Source organism: Paenibacillus amylolyticus, from assembly GCF_003719335.1.
Classification (GTDB): Bacteria; Bacillota; Bacilli; order Paenibacillales; family Paenibacillaceae; genus Paenibacillus; species Paenibacillus amylolyticus_D.
This window is the reverse complement of sequence record NZ_RIAS01000008.1, coordinates 239,255-255,539: the sequence shown is the minus strand read 5'-3', so window position 1 is coordinate 255,539 and position 16,285 is coordinate 239,255. Positions and strand designations below refer to the sequence as shown.

General features: G+C 44.7%; 25 protein-coding genes. 24 read left to right on the top strand and 1 reads right to left on the bottom strand.

Features of this window, described 5'->3' with window-relative positions:
* Nucleotides 1-19: 19 nt before the first annotated feature.
* A complete protein-coding gene (locus EC604_RS16395) occupies nt 20-313 on the top strand; it encodes an RNA polymerase alpha subunit C-terminal domain-containing protein (RefSeq protein WP_123065184.1) in 294 nt (97 codons plus the stop codon).
* A 48-nt stretch (nt 314-361) separates the two neighbouring features.
* Here EC604_RS16395 and EC604_RS16390 read toward each other — a convergent pair whose 3' ends face one another.
* Nucleotides 362-1,306, bottom strand: a complete 945-nt coding sequence (locus EC604_RS16390) for a hypothetical protein (protein WP_123065183.1) — start codon at nt 1,304-1,306, stop codon at nt 362-364.
* 307 nt (nt 1,307-1,613) lie between these two features.
* On the opposite strand from EC604_RS16390, the gene EC604_RS16385 reads away from it, so the two are divergent.
* The 23 genes from EC604_RS16385 to EC604_RS16285 all read left to right on the top strand — a co-directional run bounded on the left by EC604_RS16385 (nt 1,614) and on the right by EC604_RS16285 (nt 16,273).
* On the top strand, nt 1,614-2,135 hold the full coding sequence (locus EC604_RS16385) for a DUF2569 domain-containing protein (RefSeq protein WP_123065182.1): 522 nt from the start codon (nt 1,614-1,616) through the stop codon (nt 2,133-2,135).
* Nucleotides 2,136-2,166: 31 nt separating this feature from the next.
* Entirely contained in the window at nt 2,167-2,784 is a 618-nt protein-coding gene (locus EC604_RS16380) for a histidine phosphatase family protein (RefSeq protein ID WP_123065181.1), read from the top strand.
* A 43-nt stretch (nt 2,785-2,827) separates the two neighbouring features.
* Nucleotides 2,828-3,487: a pyridoxine/pyridoxamine 5'-phosphate oxidase gene (locus tag EC604_RS16375; protein ID WP_240036937.1), complete on the top strand. Its 660-nt coding sequence runs from the start codon at nt 2,828-2,830 to the stop codon at nt 3,485-3,487.
* 163 nt (nt 3,488-3,650) lie between these two features.
* Nucleotides 3,651-4,601: a radical SAM protein gene (locus EC604_RS16370; protein WP_123065179.1), complete on the top strand. Its 951-nt coding sequence runs from the start codon at nt 3,651-3,653 to the stop codon at nt 4,599-4,601.
* Between the two features lie 167 nt (nt 4,602-4,768).
* Nucleotides 4,769-5,791 carry a phosphodiester glycosidase family protein gene (locus tag EC604_RS16365; RefSeq protein WP_123065178.1) on the top strand — a complete coding sequence of 341 codons (1,023 nt, stop codon included), beginning with the start codon at nt 4,769-4,771 and terminating at the stop codon, nt 5,789-5,791.
* A gap of 1 nt (nt 5,792) precedes the next feature.
* Nucleotides 5,793-6,806 (top strand): bifunctional glycosyltransferase family 2/GtrA family protein, encoded by a 1,014-nt coding sequence (locus EC604_RS16360; protein ID WP_123065177.1) that lies wholly within the window; start codon nt 5,793-5,795, stop codon nt 6,804-6,806.
* Between the two features lie 206 nt (nt 6,807-7,012).
* The gene (locus EC604_RS16355) at nt 7,013-7,726 is read left to right on the top strand and encodes an AAA family ATPase (RefSeq protein WP_123065176.1); all 714 of its coding nucleotides are present in this window, start codon (nt 7,013-7,015) and stop codon (nt 7,724-7,726) included.
* A gap of 63 nt (nt 7,727-7,789) precedes the next feature.
* A complete protein-coding gene (locus EC604_RS16350; RefSeq protein WP_123065175.1) occupies nt 7,790-8,278 on the top strand; it encodes a cysteine hydrolase family protein in 489 nt (162 codons plus the stop codon).
* A gap of 69 nt (nt 8,279-8,347) precedes the next feature.
* Nucleotides 8,348-8,578, top strand: a complete 231-nt coding sequence (locus tag EC604_RS16345; RefSeq protein WP_123065174.1) for a hypothetical protein — start codon at nt 8,348-8,350, stop codon at nt 8,576-8,578.
* A 66-nt stretch (nt 8,579-8,644) separates the two neighbouring features.
* Entirely contained in the window at nt 8,645-9,274 is a 630-nt protein-coding gene (locus EC604_RS16340) for a hypothetical protein (protein WP_123065173.1), read from the top strand.
* Between the two features lie 24 nt (nt 9,275-9,298).
* On the top strand, nt 9,299-9,781 hold the full coding sequence (locus tag EC604_RS16335) for a GNAT family N-acetyltransferase (RefSeq protein ID WP_123065172.1): 483 nt from the start codon (nt 9,299-9,301) through the stop codon (nt 9,779-9,781).
* A 75-nt stretch (nt 9,782-9,856) separates the two neighbouring features.
* Complete coding sequence (locus EC604_RS16330; RefSeq protein WP_123065171.1) at nt 9,857-10,366, top strand: hypothetical protein; 510 nt, start codon at nt 9,857-9,859, stop codon at nt 10,364-10,366.
* Between the two features lie 192 nt (nt 10,367-10,558).
* Nucleotides 10,559-10,963 carry a hypothetical protein gene (locus tag EC604_RS16325; RefSeq protein WP_192895120.1) on the top strand — a complete coding sequence of 135 codons (405 nt, stop codon included), beginning with the start codon at nt 10,559-10,561 and terminating at the stop codon, nt 10,961-10,963.
* A gap of 20 nt (nt 10,964-10,983) precedes the next feature.
* Nucleotides 10,984-11,334, top strand: coding sequence for an immunity protein Imm33 domain-containing protein (locus EC604_RS16320; RefSeq protein ID WP_123065170.1), 351 nt, complete (start codon nt 10,984-10,986; stop codon nt 11,332-11,334).
* A 63-nt stretch (nt 11,335-11,397) separates the two neighbouring features.
* Entirely contained in the window at nt 11,398-11,565 is a 168-nt protein-coding gene (locus EC604_RS29945) for a hypothetical protein (RefSeq protein WP_161556960.1), read from the top strand.
* A 234-nt stretch (nt 11,566-11,799) separates the two neighbouring features.
* A complete protein-coding gene (locus tag EC604_RS16315) occupies nt 11,800-12,309 on the top strand; it encodes a hypothetical protein (protein ID WP_123065169.1) in 510 nt (169 codons plus the stop codon).
* A gap of 29 nt (nt 12,310-12,338) precedes the next feature.
* Nucleotides 12,339-12,593, top strand: a complete 255-nt coding sequence (locus tag EC604_RS16310) for a DUF7660 family protein (protein ID WP_123065168.1) — start codon at nt 12,339-12,341, stop codon at nt 12,591-12,593.
* 45 nt (nt 12,594-12,638) lie between these two features.
* Entirely contained in the window at nt 12,639-13,142 is a 504-nt protein-coding gene (locus EC604_RS30550; protein WP_240036936.1) for an NUDIX hydrolase, read from the top strand.
* A gap of 48 nt (nt 13,143-13,190) precedes the next feature.
* The gene (locus EC604_RS30545) at nt 13,191-13,463 is read left to right on the top strand and encodes a GNAT family N-acetyltransferase (protein WP_240036935.1); all 273 of its coding nucleotides are present in this window, start codon (nt 13,191-13,193) and stop codon (nt 13,461-13,463) included.
* A 181-nt stretch (nt 13,464-13,644) separates the two neighbouring features.
* Nucleotides 13,645-14,037 (top strand): helix-turn-helix domain-containing protein, encoded by a 393-nt coding sequence (locus EC604_RS16300; RefSeq protein WP_123065167.1) that lies wholly within the window; start codon nt 13,645-13,647, stop codon nt 14,035-14,037.
* 81 nt (nt 14,038-14,118) lie between these two features.
* Nucleotides 14,119-14,676, top strand: coding sequence for a GNAT family N-acetyltransferase (locus tag EC604_RS16295; protein WP_123065166.1), 558 nt, complete (start codon nt 14,119-14,121; stop codon nt 14,674-14,676).
* Between the two features lie 40 nt (nt 14,677-14,716).
* Nucleotides 14,717-15,361 (top strand): Type 1 glutamine amidotransferase-like domain-containing protein, encoded by a 645-nt coding sequence (locus EC604_RS16290; protein ID WP_161556959.1) that lies wholly within the window; start codon nt 14,717-14,719, stop codon nt 15,359-15,361.
* An 18-nt stretch (nt 15,362-15,379) separates the two neighbouring features.
* Entirely contained in the window at nt 15,380-16,273 is an 894-nt protein-coding gene (locus EC604_RS16285; RefSeq protein ID WP_123065164.1) for a PhzF family phenazine biosynthesis isomerase, read from the top strand.
* Nucleotides 16,274-16,285 lie beyond the last annotated feature (12 nt).

Sequence of the window (16,285 nt, the reverse complement as noted above, 5' to 3'; positions counted from 1 at the left end):
TTTAAGGGGGAAAACCCATATGACAACTGCTAAAGGAACACGGCGAACATGTGAGAAGGGACATACTTTTGTTAAAAAAAGTGATTGTCCGACTTGCCCCAAGTGTGAGGCGGAACGGAAACCAACAGAGGGATTTATGAGTCTGCTGTCTGCTCCGGTAAGACGTGCACTTGAAACAGAAGGAATAACGACTTTACCGAAACTTGCCGAGTATACGGAGAAGGAGATTCTAAAGCTGCATGGGATCGGGCCTTCATCTATGCCCATATTGCGTAAATCGCTGGAGGAAGAGGGATTGTCTTTTAAGGCATGATCTTAAGCTTTTTTTGATCGTTTTCCTCATTCCTCAGCTCATGTGAAGCTACTCTATAACAGATAACAGTTCTTCCATCTTTACTTGGTAGAGCAAGTTCCCCTCGCTCAGCAGCAGGTGATCTTGGCGAAAATCCTGTCGTGCCTGTTGAAAAGGGCGTTTTTTTTCGTTCAGTAATTTGAACTTCGTTCCCTTGGTAAGGCTACCAGGCTTCTGCATTTTCTTGAAAATAAATGTTCCATGCTTCCCGTACCCGGCATCAAAGAGGAAGTGATATCCATCCGTACAGAAACCGGAGGAACCTGATATATTCGGATTCAGGAAGTTCACTTGAGTAGATTCAGGTTTGAATCCTCCCGAAATACAGCCAAGTGTAAATTCAGTATAATAGTAGAACCATACTTCTTCTTCGTTCACCACATTGAGCGCATAACAGTCGGCAATATCGGCGCTGTTATTTTTATAGAGTACATTCCCGTATGCGTCCCAAGCTAGCAATCCACTCTCTCCAACGGGCTGATCCCAGCCATAGTTGCCAAAAATACCTTCATCGAAGTAACTGGTCCAGATCGTTCCACGCTCCGTCACCTGTACACTCTGAATCCCGTCTCCGAGCAAAAATTCACGAATCGTTGTGCCTTCCATGTCACACACTTTGGCATTCAGATCATATTGATTGTTTCCGTAATAGGTGCAGCGCGCACCAACGAGCAGCAGATGTTCTTGTAAGGGCTGTACGTAATGATAGTGATATTGTTGTCCACCGATGACGACTTCCTGAACATATTCATCCGATACAATCAGCACTTTGTACGTGTATGACTCCTTTAGTTTGGTTTGCACAAACATACCTTGTTTTCGTTCAGGGATTTGATTAATAAGTAGTATATATGCAAGGCCATCGTGTCCCCACTGCACGGAGACGATTTCGAAACCCTCGGTATAACTGGAAATATCGGCAAAAGGCAGTAACGTTAATTTTGGATCAGGCATGGCTAAATCCTCCTTCAATAATATAAACAATCATAAGCATCATCTTCGACTGCTGTTGTTATGTTGAATTATGACATGTACAGACTGGACGGAACATGGTGAAAGTATAACGATTCCGAAAAAGGAGCTGAGAAAATCATAGGTATGCCTCTTTTCTCTCATGTAGTACAATAAGGAAGCTATGTCAATTTTTATAGGGAGATAGATAGCTTTCAAGCGTGAAATAGGAAGGAAACCTATAGAGTATTTATACATATGGAATCGGATAGCGGCGGTTAAAACAATATGAGAGAAGGACGTGTCAGAAATGCAGCAAGAACCTCTACAAGAACCATTTCAAGAATCAATGAGAGAACACCGCCCACTTGGTGTGTCTGGGCTCGGAGGCTGGCTGATCCTTATCCAGATTGGGTTGTGGTTCACACTAATTATGCTCCTGGTACAGATCAACCAATCTATGTTAACCATATTCAACACAGAGACATGGGAGGTTTTAACTGCTAAGGATTCAGGCTTGTATCACCCGCTTTGGGCTCCAGTAATTATTTTTGAAACTGTTTTCAACCTAATGTTTCTGGTATTTACAGTGTACGTCATTGTTGCTTTCTATCGGAAAAAAGCAATCCTTCCACGTCTGATGATTATTTTTTACAGTCTCAGCCTCGGAGTTGGAATTGTGGATTATCTGCTGCTTTATCAGATTCCGATAGCAAGAGAACTCGAAGACGGAAGTTCAGTACGGGACATTGCAAGATCCGCCATTGCTTGTGCGATCTGGATCCCGTATTTTATCAAGTCTGAACGTGTTCAGAATACATTTGTTCGTTAAATGATGAGACATTGAAAGGTGACGGTACACATTGAAGATTTTTCTGGTTCGACATGGTGCAGATGAAGAAGGCTACCGCGGCGGTTGGAGCCAAAGGGGACTCACCGAAGCAGGTATTATTCAGTCCAGAGCTTTAGGAACGTATCTGTATGAACATGCAGAGCAATATGACATTCAAACGCTTATCAGTAGTGATCTTCCCCGAGCGATGCAAACCAGCAACTCGATTGAAGAGTCATTGGGTATTCGAGGTATATACACACCCGATTGGCGTGAGATGAATAATGGTGATATGGCGGGTATGCTCCATGCGGAAGCAGAGGAAAAGTACCCCGGGATCTATTTTAATACGCTCAAGATGGACACTGTTTTTCCGGGTGGAGAAAGTCCGACACAATTTTATGCAAGGATACGAAATGCATTCGAGAATCTTTGTATTCAACTCGAAGAAAAGCGAATCCAATCGAATGTTTTGCTGGTGACCCACGGTGGGGTGATTAATATCCTTTATTATGTGCTCGCTAACAGGGAATGGAGTAATACGTCCAGTTTTTATCCCATCGACAACACGAGTATTCACACGATTCAGAACATGGAGAAAGGCTGGAGCATATTGGACACGAACAGGATTCCTCATTTAAGATCGTAAAGTAACAGAACTTCAAGGCACAAGGATGAGAAGGAGGTAGGGAATGATGAGCGGACAAGCGGGAGAGCTACTGCATCAATTAAAGTCTTTATCTGGACCATTTCCGCCCTGGAATTTAGAACAATTGCCTAGCCAGCCGGGAAAGTTGTTTTTGGAATGGCTGAAAATCGCGGTGGAAAGCAACGTAAAGGAACCTCATGCCATGACCCTTTCTACAGTAGATCAACAGGGTTATCCAGATGCGAGAGTGTTAATTTTAAAAAACATCATCGAGGACACGTTCTATTTTGCTTCCAGTTCGAAAAGTCGAAAAGGCCAGCAGTTGAAAGATAACCCTAAGGCGGCACTTACCTTGTACTGGCCTTCATTGGGCAGACAGATTCGGATTAAGGGGATTGCACAGGATGAGGGAGACGAGGCAGGAGCTAATGACTTCCGTAAACGTAAACCTGGAGCAAGAGCGGTAGCCATGACGGAGCGTCAGAGTCAGCTGTTGGTTGAGGAGGATGCGTTAAATCGTTCCATTGAAGTTCAGAAGAAACGCCTTCAGGAGGACCCTGATTTTGTTGCGCCTCATTGGCGGTTATACGCTGTGAATGCACAAGAAGTGGAGTTTTGGCAGGGGGATACAGATCGGAAACATATTCGTGTTCAGTATACATGGCAAGACGAACAGTGGCACAAGAACAGATTATGGCCTTGAATTTAAGGCTTATTGGAAGAATTGTTAAGGCTTTCTGGATTTTGCACGGTCTTTACCACCGGAACGTATACAATGTCATAGCGCCCTTGGAATATCTTTCGCTATAATCTTCAGGTTATCAGGACGTGGAGCTTAAACTGAAAGGTAATCAGGGGGAGGGCATATGACGATCAAAAACAAATACAAAGCACTTGAACTGGAAACTCCTGGCGTCTATGAGCTGGAGGGGCTAGAGGTAGGGGTAACTTCCAATTGCAATTATAAATGCGACTACTGCTGCGCCTACAATCGAGACGATGGGGAGTGCATTAGTAGCGCAGAGGTCATCCGCATTATTGGGGAGCTTCCTCATCTCAAGCGGGTACGTTTGTCAGGTGGTGAAGTCACCCTCAAGTACCAGGACTGTCTGGAGATTGTCACGTACTGTGCTGCACAGGGCATCGATACACAACTGAACACCAATGCCAGTCTGCTTACAGAGGAAAGAATCATGGCGTTACGGGATGCCGGGTTGTCGAACATCCATATCTCTTTTAATTATACGGATGCAGAGTCTTATGCTGCTTACTACCGTGTGCATCCACGCATGTATGAGAGACTTGAGCATAACATTCGTTTGTGCACGGAGCTGGGAATGGAGACGGTACTTGAAACGCTGCTGTTCAAAGGCAATCAGGACCACATGCAGGCAATTAGCAATAAAGTCTACGATTTGGGTGTGCGCATTCACGAGATTCAGAATAGTATCAAGATGCCACACACCGACTGGAGCCAGATTGTATCGAAAGAGTCGTTGGTTCGATCGGTCACGGCGTTAATCGAAAATAAAAAGCCGGATACCACGCTCTATTTTACGTGTATGGATCGATTCGCCGAACAATTGAATCTGCGTGAACAGCCAGGTGTATATTTCTCGAACTGTGTGGATGGCACGAAACAATTACACTTGCATGGTAACGGGGACATTCTGATCTGTGAACTGTGTCATCCGGTGGTGATTGGTAACATTTATAGTGGCACGTCGCTGAAAGACATCTATAAGCAGCAGCCCGCTGCACTAACGGACTTTCTGGAAAAGCGCCCTTGCCCGGCATATGATGCTTTATTTGCATAGCTCAATTCTACTTTGAGGTCTTCTGATTTCCTTTAACGGAAACGGAAGGCCTTTTTGTATTTTTAATATAAACGATGTTCACCTTGTCTCTTCGTTTCAGATTCATTTAAGTTACCGGCCCTAATATGGCACTATAACGATAATGAATCTGGAGAGGTGAACGATACATGATCCAACTCTTTCAAAAAACAAACCGGAAAGATCAACATAGCATGTCCGTTTCCCGCAAAAAACGCAGGTGGCTTACGATTACCCTGGTGGCTGTAATTGTGATAGGCAGCATCCTGTACAGCCTGGCTGACCGATATTTGATTCGGCATGTACAGGTGGTTGTGGCTGATGATAACACGGCAGCTACTCATACAACGCCGAATGCTGTATCCGAGGGAACCGCAGGTACAAATTCTACTACGACTGCAACGGATGTACATGCAACGTCAGATGACTGGAATTACAGCAGTGATGATCTAAAGATTCAGATCCAGAAAATGCAGACAGGCTCCGGCTCGGATCAAATTACGTATTATGTGGCTGATGTACAGGCGAAGGACGCGAGCAGTTTACGAACTGCACTGGCGGACAATAGCTTTGGTACCAATATCACAGAGGACACATCAGAGATTGCCGAAGCAAACAATGCGATTTTTGCGATAAACGGTGACTATTACGGATTCCGTGATGATGGTGTCATTATTCGTAATGGCGTTTTGTATCGGGACAGCCCGACAAGGGATGCGCTAGCCCTGTTTAATGACGGGACGATCCGAACGTACAATGAAAATGATATTTCTTCTGCTGAACTGCTGGCAGAAGGGGTAACCAATACGTTATCCTTTGGCCCGATTCTGGTGCAGAAAGGTGAAATTACCAGTGATTTCAGCCGTGTGAAAATCGACAATAACTTTGGCAACCGCTCCATTCAGGATGCGAATCCTCGAACGGCTATCGGCATGATTGCGCCGAACCACTATGTGTTCGTTGTGGTCGATGGCAGACAGGATGACAGCCGGGGCATGACGCTGGCTGAACTTGCCCAGACGATGAAAGACCTGGGTGCAACCGAAGCGTATAACCTGGACGGCGGTGGTTCATCCACCATGTATTTCATGGGCAGAGTGGTGAACAATCCGTTGGGACGTAATCGGGAGCGTGGCGTAAGTGACATTCTGTATTTGACGGAGGGACAATAATATGACCATCCTTATTCCATCCTATGAACCTGACGTTCGTTTATTGAATCTGGTTATGCAATTGCAGACGTTTAAGCTTGGGCCAATTGTCATCGTGGATGATGGCAGCGGGGATGCATACCGCGGAATTTTCAAGACAGCTGAGGCATATGGCTGTACAGTGCTCACTCACGAAGTCAATCTGGGTAAAGGGAGGGCGCTGAAAACGGGCTTTCAGTATATTAGAGAGCATGGCCCGCAAGGCGGAGTTGTATGTGCAGACAGTGACGGGCAACATCTGCCACATGATATTCGCAGCATCGTTGAGACACTGCTTGCTCAGACAAACCCTGGCATTGTGTTAGGTAGCCGTCGCTTTACAGGAAAGGTGCCAGCCCGCAGCCGTTTCGGTAACCGTGTTACCCGTGCTGTATTTTCGCTGACAACAGGCATTAAGGTGTATGACACGCAGACGGGACTTCGTGGTTTTCCATATGCGATGCTGGACTGGCTGTGCCAAATTCCGGGTGAACGGTTTGAGTATGAGATGAATATGCTGCTAACCGCACATAAGGAAGGGTATGCAATTACAGAAGAATTCATTGATACGGTCTATCTGGACCACAATGAGTCATCCCATTTCCGTCCTTTAGCAGACTCGTTTCGCATATATATGCCCATTCTGATGTTCAGTACTTCGTCTGTCATATCTGCCCTGATTGATTTTGGATTATTATTTATCGTACAGTATTTTACACACAATCTGTTCCTGTCCGTGGTAGCAGCAAGGCTCTGTAGCTCTATGTTCAACTACACCATCAATCGCAAATATGTATTCTCCGCAGGTCGGAGCGCCAAGATCCGGCAGTCGTTACCGAAATATTTCTCGCTTGTAATGCTCGTGTTGCTGCTAAACTATGGATTGTTATATTTCTATAATGAACAACTAATCATCCCGCTGTTGGCGGCTAAAATTCTAACGGAAATTTCAATCTTTGTGTTTAGCTATTGGGCACAGCGCAGGTTTGTTTATTAATCCGTCTGAGGATCATGCGCTTCCGTTTAGCTCTCAACTGTGGTGCCCTGCTCGATAACAAGTGTGGCCAGCCACATGGATAAGCAATATAAAGAGTGAGCCAACGGGCTCGCTCTTTTTCAGTTGAAGCGGTTTCCAAAATATTGGAGTATAGGGTACGATGGAAATAGAGGTTAAGTGAATGAACCTAATGCAGGAGGTGGATCATGTATCTTCGAAGTGTTGAATTAATGTCAGACAAGATTGAGCAGCCTGGGGAATATCCCTTTAATATCCCATCGATTCGTTCCTTGGAGCGGCTGACGTTAAGCAATAACGTTACGTTTTTTGTTGGTGAAAATGGATCTGGAAAATCAACATTGCTGGAAGGCATCGCTCATCAATGTGAATTCAACACCGCTGGGGGCGGGCGGAATAATGTATTTGAAACACATGCATCAGAGTCCTCCCTAGGAGATTATCTAAGACTCGCCTGGTTGCCTAAGATGGCAAACGGTTTTTTCTTGCGATCTGAATCCTTCTATCAGTTTGCATCACATGTCGATGAGATGCCGGAATCGCTACGATATTATGGTGGGCGTTCGCTGCATGAGCAATCCCATGGGGAGTCTTTTCTTAACTTGTTCATTAACCGTTTCAGTTCAAAGGGGATTTATCTGCTTGATGAGCCAGAGGCTGCGTTGTCTCCAGCCCGGCAGCTTTCGTTGCTGAGAATTCTTCATGACTTGTCGAGTACTTCGCAATTTATCATTGCTACACATTCGCCCATTTTGCTCGGGTACCCCGGGGCGGAAATTTTAAGTTTTGACGAAGGACATATTCACGAGATTAGGTATGAGGATACAGATCATTATCAGATCACTCGCAGCTTTCTGGAGAACCGGGATCGAATGCTGAATGAATTGTTTAGGGATGATTAGCCTGATCCATTGACAGGACGGGATAGTAAATATAAAACGTTAGACATTAAAGGGAGAGATTAGATGAAAACAGGATTGATTATTGTGGATATGCAAGAGAGCATTGTGCGTCAAAAGATGGATCAGAAGGCCATAGACCATGCCTGCGAATATATTAATCACGTCGCGAACGTGCTTCGCTCCAATGACCATGTGGTCGTCCATGTTCAGGATGTGGAAGGCATGGAGGGAGCAGAACCCGAACAGTATCAGGTCATTCCCGAGATTGATGTGGATGGGGAAGATATTATCGTAACAAAAGAGAGTTCCAATGCATTCTGGCAGACCAATCTCGAGCAGACGCTCAAGGATTTAGGCGTTGGACTGCTCATTGTATCCGGCTTTGCCGCAGAAGAATGTGTCCTGTTCACATACAATGGTGCCATGGAGCGTGGCTTTAGACCTGTATTGCTACAGAATGGCATTCTCAGCACATTTCCGGATGCCGTAACCTCAGCCTATAGGGATCGTAACGTGATTTCGTACCCGGTGGTCGATTATTTGATCCGATAACGGATGTCGTAAGCAAAGCTTACTTTTCGTCTAGGAGAAGATTTAGTATTTTTAAAGGGGGCGAAGAGGATGGACCAGTACGACAATGTTTTCCTGTTACTTCTCTCTTTCATCGGTCTGATCTGGACGGTAAAGGGCATAAAGAAAAAGTTGCGGCTGATGGTGTTTTTCGGAGTCATTCTGATGTTGGCACCTGTGCTTGTGATTACGGGCAGGATGGTTTGGTTACCGCTTGTAAGCTCGGTTGCTCTTGTTTCTTCTTTGATTGTGCGGAAAGACGTGAACAGGACAAAACTTTGAAAGAGGGGGAGCCGTGCTGCTTCGTCATTGAAATCATAACATCTCAGGATAAAAGGAGGGCTTCGCTTGCCTTGGCCAATGGTTCATTTTGCAATTGCAGCCGAAATCAGTTCGGCCCCATCTCCGTCTCTATTGCTGGGGAGTTTAGCACCGGATTCCATTCATGTGAGAACGAACATACGCAGTGAAAAGGCAAAAACTCACCTGATGGTTGTAGAACATGAATTTCCTACAGATGCCGATTATCAGCAGGTGATTGAATCTAACAGACATGGGATGAAGAAAGACCCTCAATTTTCGCAATACTTATGCGGTTACATTGCTCATATATACACTGATCGTGAGTGGACTTATCAGATTTATCCATCATACGAAGCTGACCCGAATGGACGAATCGTGTACACCCATGATGTGAAAAAGCTAGAGTTCAGAATCCTCCGAGAATATGCTGATGCTTCCCGATGGTTAGATCAGCTGAACACAGCAAAGGCATATGAATTTGGTGGTCTGACAGCACAGGAGGTGTACGAATATAGGGAAGAAAAGCTGGATTTTTTTATGAATAGGGACAACGAGCCTGTAGATGATTTAATTATAGTAACGATGGACTCTATATCCTCATTTATTCAGAAAACCGCTTCCGATTTAAGTACGCTGTTCCAAGAATGGCATGTATACGAACATTTGCAATCATAGTGAGACAGGAAGTGGGGCAACAGGATGGGACAAGGTATTCATTTGGCACAATATGAAGAACGATATTATCAGGATTTAACCGGGTTTACGCTAAAAAATGAACAAGTTCACTTCACGGCGTTGCCTGCCGAGGTGATCGAAGAGGCTATGATGAATCCGGACAAAGATCCGGTTGTTATTTTACATCAGGCTGTGCCTGTAGGGTTCTTTGTTTTACATAAAGGGTCAGAATACGTGGAGCCTGCGGAATCGGATCACAAAATACTCATTCGTGCGCTGTCGATCTCGGAGCAATATCAAGGGAAAGGTTATGCACTGGATGCCATGAAGCAACTGCCTGATTGGGTACGTAAGTTTCACCCAGAAGTTGACGAAATCATTCTCGCTGTGAATGAGGCAAATAAGGCTGCATATCAGTTGTATGTAAAATCTGGTTTTCTCGACCTTGGGTTGATCCGAATGGGCAGCCGCGGTATTCAGCATATTTTGCACTACACCATGAGGTAGGGAGGCAACATAAATGGACATCAACATGAAGCTCGAACCACATACAAGTAAACAGTGAATAGAGAGGAGCTTGTAATGAAGGCTGAGATCAGAAAAGAAGATTTAAATTCCCAAAAACTAAGCTGGCTGTGTATTGAACCGATGCTGCTTTCCGTCCGCGGACAGAGTATGGAAGCCAAAAAAGAGGTATACCTGCGGCTAATCGAAGGGCAACAAGCGCTATACCTGTTTTACTCCTATCACAATCACACCAAAAGTCTGGCAGAGTTTTATTGGTTCTCGGCGTATAACATCATTGATTTGCGTAGCTGGAGCGGGATCAGGAAAGGCATGCAATTTTTTGATTTGAATGAGATGGTGGATGTACTGGATGATATTGAAGCACTTATAACGGATGCCAAAAAATCCGAAGAAACGTGGCACGAAGTATCGCCAACCGATTTGGAGCATAATCCTCATTTGCTTCAGCAGACGGAGCTGTTATACGCAGCATATCAGCAAGCTTCGCAACAAGCGATCATGACAATGAATGAGTGGGTTCGGCAGCATCAAGACTTGGTTTTAGAGGTTAAGGAAGAAGATTGAAAAGTTCTAAAAGTGCGTGAAACTACTCGATATGGAACATCGTTATTTCTTCTACAGGTAACGTTGCCGGAGGCATGGGCATCATTTGGTTGTTTTTCAAAGAGATGTTGGAGTTGATTACACCTTGGTTCCCGGGATTGCAAAAAAGCGGAAGAATTAAACGACATTCTGAAGTAAGTCAGGTGAACAGAGATGAATGAAGATGAATTGTTGCAATTATACGGAGTGGAGCCTGGCAAGAATCAGCGGGAATCCATTCGTAAGCTGCTTCAACAAGAGATGGAGAACCAGGAAACAGAGGATCATGAGGTGTTGAAACTGATGTGTGTTATGTTGTTTGCTCTCGGTAGCGTAGAGGACACAGAGCTGATCTGGGAGGCCAAACGAAAAAATCAGGACACGGGTAGTTATATTGATGTGCAGCTGCTTTGTGGTGCAGGCTTTGAAGAAACCATAGCTTATTTGGAAAAAAAGGGCGGCAAACAAGCGCATGAACAGCTGCTATATCTTAGGCAGTGCGAGCCTTATAATTTTGTGGATTTTTCCATAGATCAATGGTTATCTGGATACAAAGCGTATTACGGCAACGGCATTTGAAACCAAGGGGGAGAGCGATTGTGAAACAGGAGAACGCTATACACGTGCAGGAGCAACTTTGTGAGAAATACCATGCAGACTATGTTCCGAGCGAACCCCACCTGAAAGTAGGGATTTCCTGGAACGTGAAGGAGAAACGTGAACCCATTCACGGGATGCGAATTCAGCCAGAAGGCGATACGACAGGCTGGTACATCTGGGCCGAGGAATACTCGTCAGCCGATGACTTCTTCGTCCCTCTGCACGTTACACATATCGATGAATGGGATTCGAAAATTAGTCGATATCTCGGACTTGCTCCGGGATGGAGGTTCCTGATTGCCGAAGATTATGAGGATGTATGGTATGATGAAGGGTTGCTTAACAGATAAGAAAGAGGTATTAGATTTGAGTTTAACACGATGTGAAGATTTTACGAAATGAGGCCAGCAAAGATGGTAATTCAGCATAGAAAAACTAGAACTAGAAGCAGAAGATTACAGATTAGCGTTGCTTTGGTGGCTCTGGTGGTTGGAATTTTGGCACTAACGAATCCAAATGAAAAAGATTTTGAGGCATGGCTTGAAAGTGAGTATGGAGGATGGGAAGGAGCTCCGAGTTAAGGGTACAGGGATATTCAATAGGTTTGTAAATAAATAATGGAGCTAGCGCGCTTGCATCTGGCATGGATAGATCCATGCAGGCAGCGTGTTTTTTTATGATGGAGGGATGTGGCCTTGAAGTTGACTTATTTCGTTCGTTCGCAAATCCCACATTATGGGTTATGATGTACCTGGGAGAAGATTTTTACAGCGACAGGAATTCATGGGTTGAAAACGAACTGGGAGTGAAGTGGAATGATCCGAAAGTTTGCCTTGATCCTCGGTGTTATGTTGTTGCTTGTAACGGCTTGTCAGAGTAAAACAGAGCCTGAGGATACACAGCAACCAGATGTCTCGGTAAGTACGAATGACGAATTATCCGTGGATGAAGATGAATCAGCAGTCTCTACGCCACAAGATGAAGTTGCCCCGCCCGAATATGTGGATGAGAGCAAGTATTCCGGTGATGAGCTGGAAATTGTCAAACTAATGAATACGCGTATGCGTTACTTATATGAACAAGATGAAAAGGGATATATGAGCCTCTTTGCGCCGGAATCTCCGATCTCTGGCATGCCGAATTATACGTTTCGCAAAATCATTTCCATGGGTGGCATTACGATTACGGAACAAAAAAAGCTCTATCAAGGTGTTGTAATCATTACGGAATTGGAAGACGACATCGAGTCCAGCTCCACCATGGTGTTTTGGAAATGGAAAGCAGATGGTGAGCATGCGAAATGGATCATTGCGGACATCGATTAACAAGTACAACATGAAAGAAGGTACAGAACGTGGTGCAGAAGACTTTATTTGAACTTGTGAATGAGGTGCAGGATGAAGCAAGTTTTATTGCTTTCCTAAGTGCTCTAAGTAAGGATCGACAAACCTGTCCCGGTGAATGGCAGCATGATTCGATAGAATCATTTTTGGAAGCGTCAGCCGATTGGGGGCAGGAATCCATTCACGGATTAACGCATTATGTGAAGCCTGATAACTCTTGGAAGCGATGTGCTCAGATCATGTATATGGGCAAAATTTATGAGTAATAGTTTCGTGTTTGTAAGCGGATTTCAAAATGGGTTTGCTGAAGGATGGGCGGTTCGATGACTGATGCGGTGAACAGAAACATTTCGTATATGCAGGACAACAGTCGATTTAACTTTCGAGTAGCCGGTATCGTACTGGATGCGGACAGAGTTCTTTTACACCAGGCGAAGCAGGATGATTTCTGGAACTTGCCTGGCGGGCGAGTGGAGATGAATGAATCAACGGAGGATGCGATTCGACGCGAGATGATGGAGGAGCTTAGCGTGTCTATTCAGGTAGAGAAGCTGGCATTTGTGTGCGAAGACTTTTATGAGTACGATGGCAAGGAGATGCATGAGATCGGATTCTATTATGTGATTTCTTTGCCCGAAGGCCATTCCTTTTATGATGAACCCGAGTTCAATGGTTTGGAGCGCGATGGCGAATTAACGTTCCGCTGGTTTCCGATCCAAGAGACAGAGCAGATGGAGATTTACCCTGTTTTTTTGCGAAAAGAACTTGTTAATCTTCGTGATGCGAGCAGCATTAGACACTTTATTCAGAGATAGAGGGGTAGCGAGTGGATATTACATTTATTCGTCATGGTCACGCGGTTCATGGATATTGAGCCTTGCCGTAATGTGGAGGAAGCCGAGGAGATGATCCAGTTTCATATCGGTGACTCGGGCTGCAGATATGGAGTTTTTAATAAAATAACCCATCAATTGATCGGCACAGCAGGTTATCACTGTTGGAATCCGAACGTACCATCCAGCGCAGAGATCGGGTTTGATCTAGCCCCTTCTTATTGGGGACAGGGGCTGATGCGAGAAGCATTAACGGCCTTGATTCCTATGGGATGGAACATCATGAAACTGGGATTGGATTGAAGCAACTGTGGAGCAAAAAAATATTCAATCACAGCGGCTACTCGGGAAATTAAACTTTATCAAGTCGGATGAACTGAAGGACGGCCTTTTTTATTACACGTTACATAGGGAATCTATCACATTTGACTAAGCTAGTCTGATGCACTTAAAAGGCTCGACTGACATCGAGTAGGAGGTTTGCATGAAGTCTATTTCTCTTTCATTTTCGATACTTTTAGCCAGTTTTATTTTAGGAGTGTCATTTATTGTTGGCTCTGTACTGCTCATGAATCAGGACAAAGATCAAAGTAATGGAACTCTGAATCAGACAGCGGAACAGCAGACGCTCTTGCCTGACAAGGTTTTGTTAACATTGAACGAAACCGCTGCCTATCTAGGAATGAACGAAGATCAGGTGATGAGTATTATTAAAACAGAGCAGAGCAGTCTGAATGCATTTCACCACTTTGAGGGGAAGATGTTTCCCTTTATCAAAGTCCAGGATCAATTTTACGTAAGTCGGGCTGAGCTGGATTTGTGGATACAGGATGCATCAAGCAACCATCGTAGATACATTAATGGGGAATTACAATAGTTATGTCATGTAGCGTTATTCATATCTTCTGATCATCTGCGTATATATCGTTATTTTTAGAGAGGAGATATAAACACTAACATGGAAATCATAGGACAACAGATTCGGATTACTAGTTTAACCGAGCAGGATATGGATTTTATGAGCAAACTGGAATGTGATGCGAGCTTATGGACTTTTGAAGAAACCGTTGAAACGAAGGTAGGGGACGCAAAGGAGAAGTACCGCAGTCATTTCCCGGTGGAAGGCGAGACGCCGTACGCATATGATTTTGTCATCCGCCGCTTGAACGATCCTCATGAGACACCAGTGGGTATGGTTCAGATGTGGAGTTACGTTGATTTTCGCAAAAGCTGGGAGATCGGTTTCGCGGTGTTGCCTGAATATTCAGGAAAAGGATACGGAAGCGAGTCGATCCGCTTATTACTGCAATTTGCATTTAACGAGTTACAAGCACACAAAGTCGTAGGTATGTGTAATGCCGAAAATGTAAGATCAGCGGCTTTGATGCAGCATGTAGGCATGACAAGAGAAGCCGTTTTCAAGGAAGAGTTATGGTGGCAGGGTAAGTGGACAGATCAGTGTTTTTTCTCCATTTTGGATAGAGAGTTTAAGCATGAAATGGACGTAAGGCGGTAGTAAACTAAGACAAGCCTAAATACCAGAGGGGGTTAATCTAGTGGCAAGGCGTAAACTGGTTTTGCTCAGCGATTTGTATTTTGAATCCAATGATGAACTGAATGAGAGAATTCGAAGCTTGTTCCTGCACCAAAAGCCTTCAATCGGTTACATCCCTTCCTGTTCTGATCCACAGCGAATTTATGTCGAGCATACTCGGCGTTTTTATCGTCAGTTTGGGATTGAAGATGTGCAGTATTATGATCTCGATACCGAGTATGAGGAAAGCATGCTGGACTCCCTTTTCGAATGTGATGCGATTCATTTATCTGGCGGAAATACGTTTTATTTTTTAAGTTTGCTACAGCAACGAAATATGCTTGAACAGCTACGTTCCTATATCAGTGACGGTGGTATTTTGATTGGGGTTAGCGCGGGCAGTATCCTGATGACACCTACGATTCAAATAGCTGGATACGGTGAGGATGCAGACGAGAATCATACCGGTTTGACAGATTTAGAAGCCCTTGCTCTTGTAGATTTCGAGTTTGCACCCCATTGGGATCGTTCGGAAGAAATGATGCAACCGTTCAGAGAATATGCTCAAAACCATCAAACCAAGGTATATGCGTGTCCGGATGGTGGGGCTGTTGTTGTTGAAAATGAATCACTTGAATTATACGGCGGGGCAACTCCTGCTTTGTAAAGAGAGGATGAAGAGTTGATGCGTGCTATCCAAGTGCACCACTATGAAGCTTTTTCAAGCATTCCAGGCAAAGGCAACCCGGCGGGCGTTGTTTTTGAAGCAGATCATCTGAGCGAAATTGCAATGCAACAGATTGCTCATGCCGTTGGTTTTAATGAGACGGTATTTGTATTGAAGTCTAGAGCGGCCGATGTTCGGTTGCGTTATTTCACTCCGGGCCACGAGATTAATCTGTGTGGTCATGCGACCATGGCGGCGATGTATGGGCTTAAGGCACGTGATGTATTAAAAGGAAAAGATTCCATTACGATTGAAACAAACGTAGGTGTATTGCCAATTCAGTTTGAGCAACAAGGTGACACCTGGTTGATGGAGATGAAGCAGGACCAGCCACGGTTTGTTCCCTTTCAAGGGAATGTTGAGAAACTGGCTAAGGCAATTCATCTGACAACGGATGATCTGGACATGACCATGCCTATCGTATACGGAAGTACAGGTGCGTGGACGTTATTAATCCCGATTCGTCGTTTAGATGTATTTGTTAAAATGAAACCGTATTCTTCTCAGTTCCCGGACATTTTGTCTGAAAATCCCAAGTCATCCTTACATCCCTTCTGCTTCGAAACCCGCGATGCAGATGCTCTGATGCATGCAAGGCATTTCTCTTCGCCATACTCAGGCACAACGGAAGACCCTGTCACAGGCACCGCATCAGGGGTGATGGGTGCCTATTATTTGACGTATGTGAATCAGGAGATTCACGAAGTTGATTTTATCGTAGAACAGGGGCATGAGATTAATAGAGATGGCAAGGTTCAGGTGAACGTACGCCGGGAGCAAGAGGGAATGGATGTCCGAATCAAGGGGACGGCTGTTTACGTTCGGGAGATGAAAGTGGACATAGACAGTTGAAGTGATGACAGA

Bases quoted from the DNA above. Each gene is read 5' to 3' on its own strand.
- EC604_RS16395 (WP_123065184.1), top strand. From the start codon at position 20: ATGACAACTGCTAAAGGAACACGGCGAACATGTGAGAAGGGACATACT.
- EC604_RS16390 (WP_123065183.1), bottom strand. From the start codon at position 1,306: ATGCCTGATCCAAAATTAACGTTACTGCCTTTTGCCGATATTTCCAGT.
- EC604_RS16385 (WP_123065182.1), top strand. From the start codon at position 1,614: ATGCAGCAAGAACCTCTACAAGAACCATTTCAAGAATCAATGAGAGAA.
- EC604_RS16375 (WP_240036937.1), top strand. From the start codon at position 2,828: ATGATGAGCGGACAAGCGGGAGAGCTACTGCATCAATTAAAGTCTTTA.
- EC604_RS16370 (WP_123065179.1), top strand. From the start codon at position 3,651: ATGACGATCAAAAACAAATACAAAGCACTTGAACTGGAAACTCCTGGC.
- EC604_RS16365 (WP_123065178.1), top strand. From the start codon at position 4,769: ATGATCCAACTCTTTCAAAAAACAAACCGGAAAGATCAACATAGCATG.
- EC604_RS16360 (WP_123065177.1), top strand. From the start codon at position 5,793: ATGACCATCCTTATTCCATCCTATGAACCTGACGTTCGTTTATTGAAT.
- EC604_RS16355 (WP_123065176.1), top strand. From the start codon at position 7,013: ATGTATCTTCGAAGTGTTGAATTAATGTCAGACAAGATTGAGCAGCCT.
- EC604_RS16350 (WP_123065175.1), top strand. From the start codon at position 7,790: ATGAAAACAGGATTGATTATTGTGGATATGCAAGAGAGCATTGTGCGT.
- EC604_RS16345 (WP_123065174.1), top strand. From the start codon at position 8,348: ATGGACCAGTACGACAATGTTTTCCTGTTACTTCTCTCTTTCATCGGT.
- EC604_RS16335 (WP_123065172.1), top strand. From the start codon at position 9,299: ATGGGACAAGGTATTCATTTGGCACAATATGAAGAACGATATTATCAG.
- EC604_RS16330 (WP_123065171.1), top strand. From the start codon at position 9,857: ATGAAGGCTGAGATCAGAAAAGAAGATTTAAATTCCCAAAAACTAAGC.
- EC604_RS16325 (WP_192895120.1), top strand. From the start codon at position 10,559: ATGAATGAAGATGAATTGTTGCAATTATACGGAGTGGAGCCTGGCAAG.
- EC604_RS29945 (WP_161556960.1), top strand. From the start codon at position 11,398: ATGGTAATTCAGCATAGAAAAACTAGAACTAGAAGCAGAAGATTACAG.
- EC604_RS16315 (WP_123065169.1), top strand. From the start codon at position 11,800: ATGATCCGAAAGTTTGCCTTGATCCTCGGTGTTATGTTGTTGCTTGTA.
- EC604_RS30550 (WP_240036936.1), top strand. From the start codon at position 12,639: ATGGGCGGTTCGATGACTGATGCGGTGAACAGAAACATTTCGTATATG.
- EC604_RS30545 (WP_240036935.1), top strand. From the start codon at position 13,191: ATGGATATTGAGCCTTGCCGTAATGTGGAGGAAGCCGAGGAGATGATC.
- EC604_RS16300 (WP_123065167.1), top strand. From the start codon at position 13,645: ATGAAGTCTATTTCTCTTTCATTTTCGATACTTTTAGCCAGTTTTATT.
- EC604_RS16295 (WP_123065166.1), top strand. From the start codon at position 14,119: ATGGAAATCATAGGACAACAGATTCGGATTACTAGTTTAACCGAGCAG.
- EC604_RS16285 (WP_123065164.1), top strand. From the start codon at position 15,380: ATGCGTGCTATCCAAGTGCACCACTATGAAGCTTTTTCAAGCATTCCA.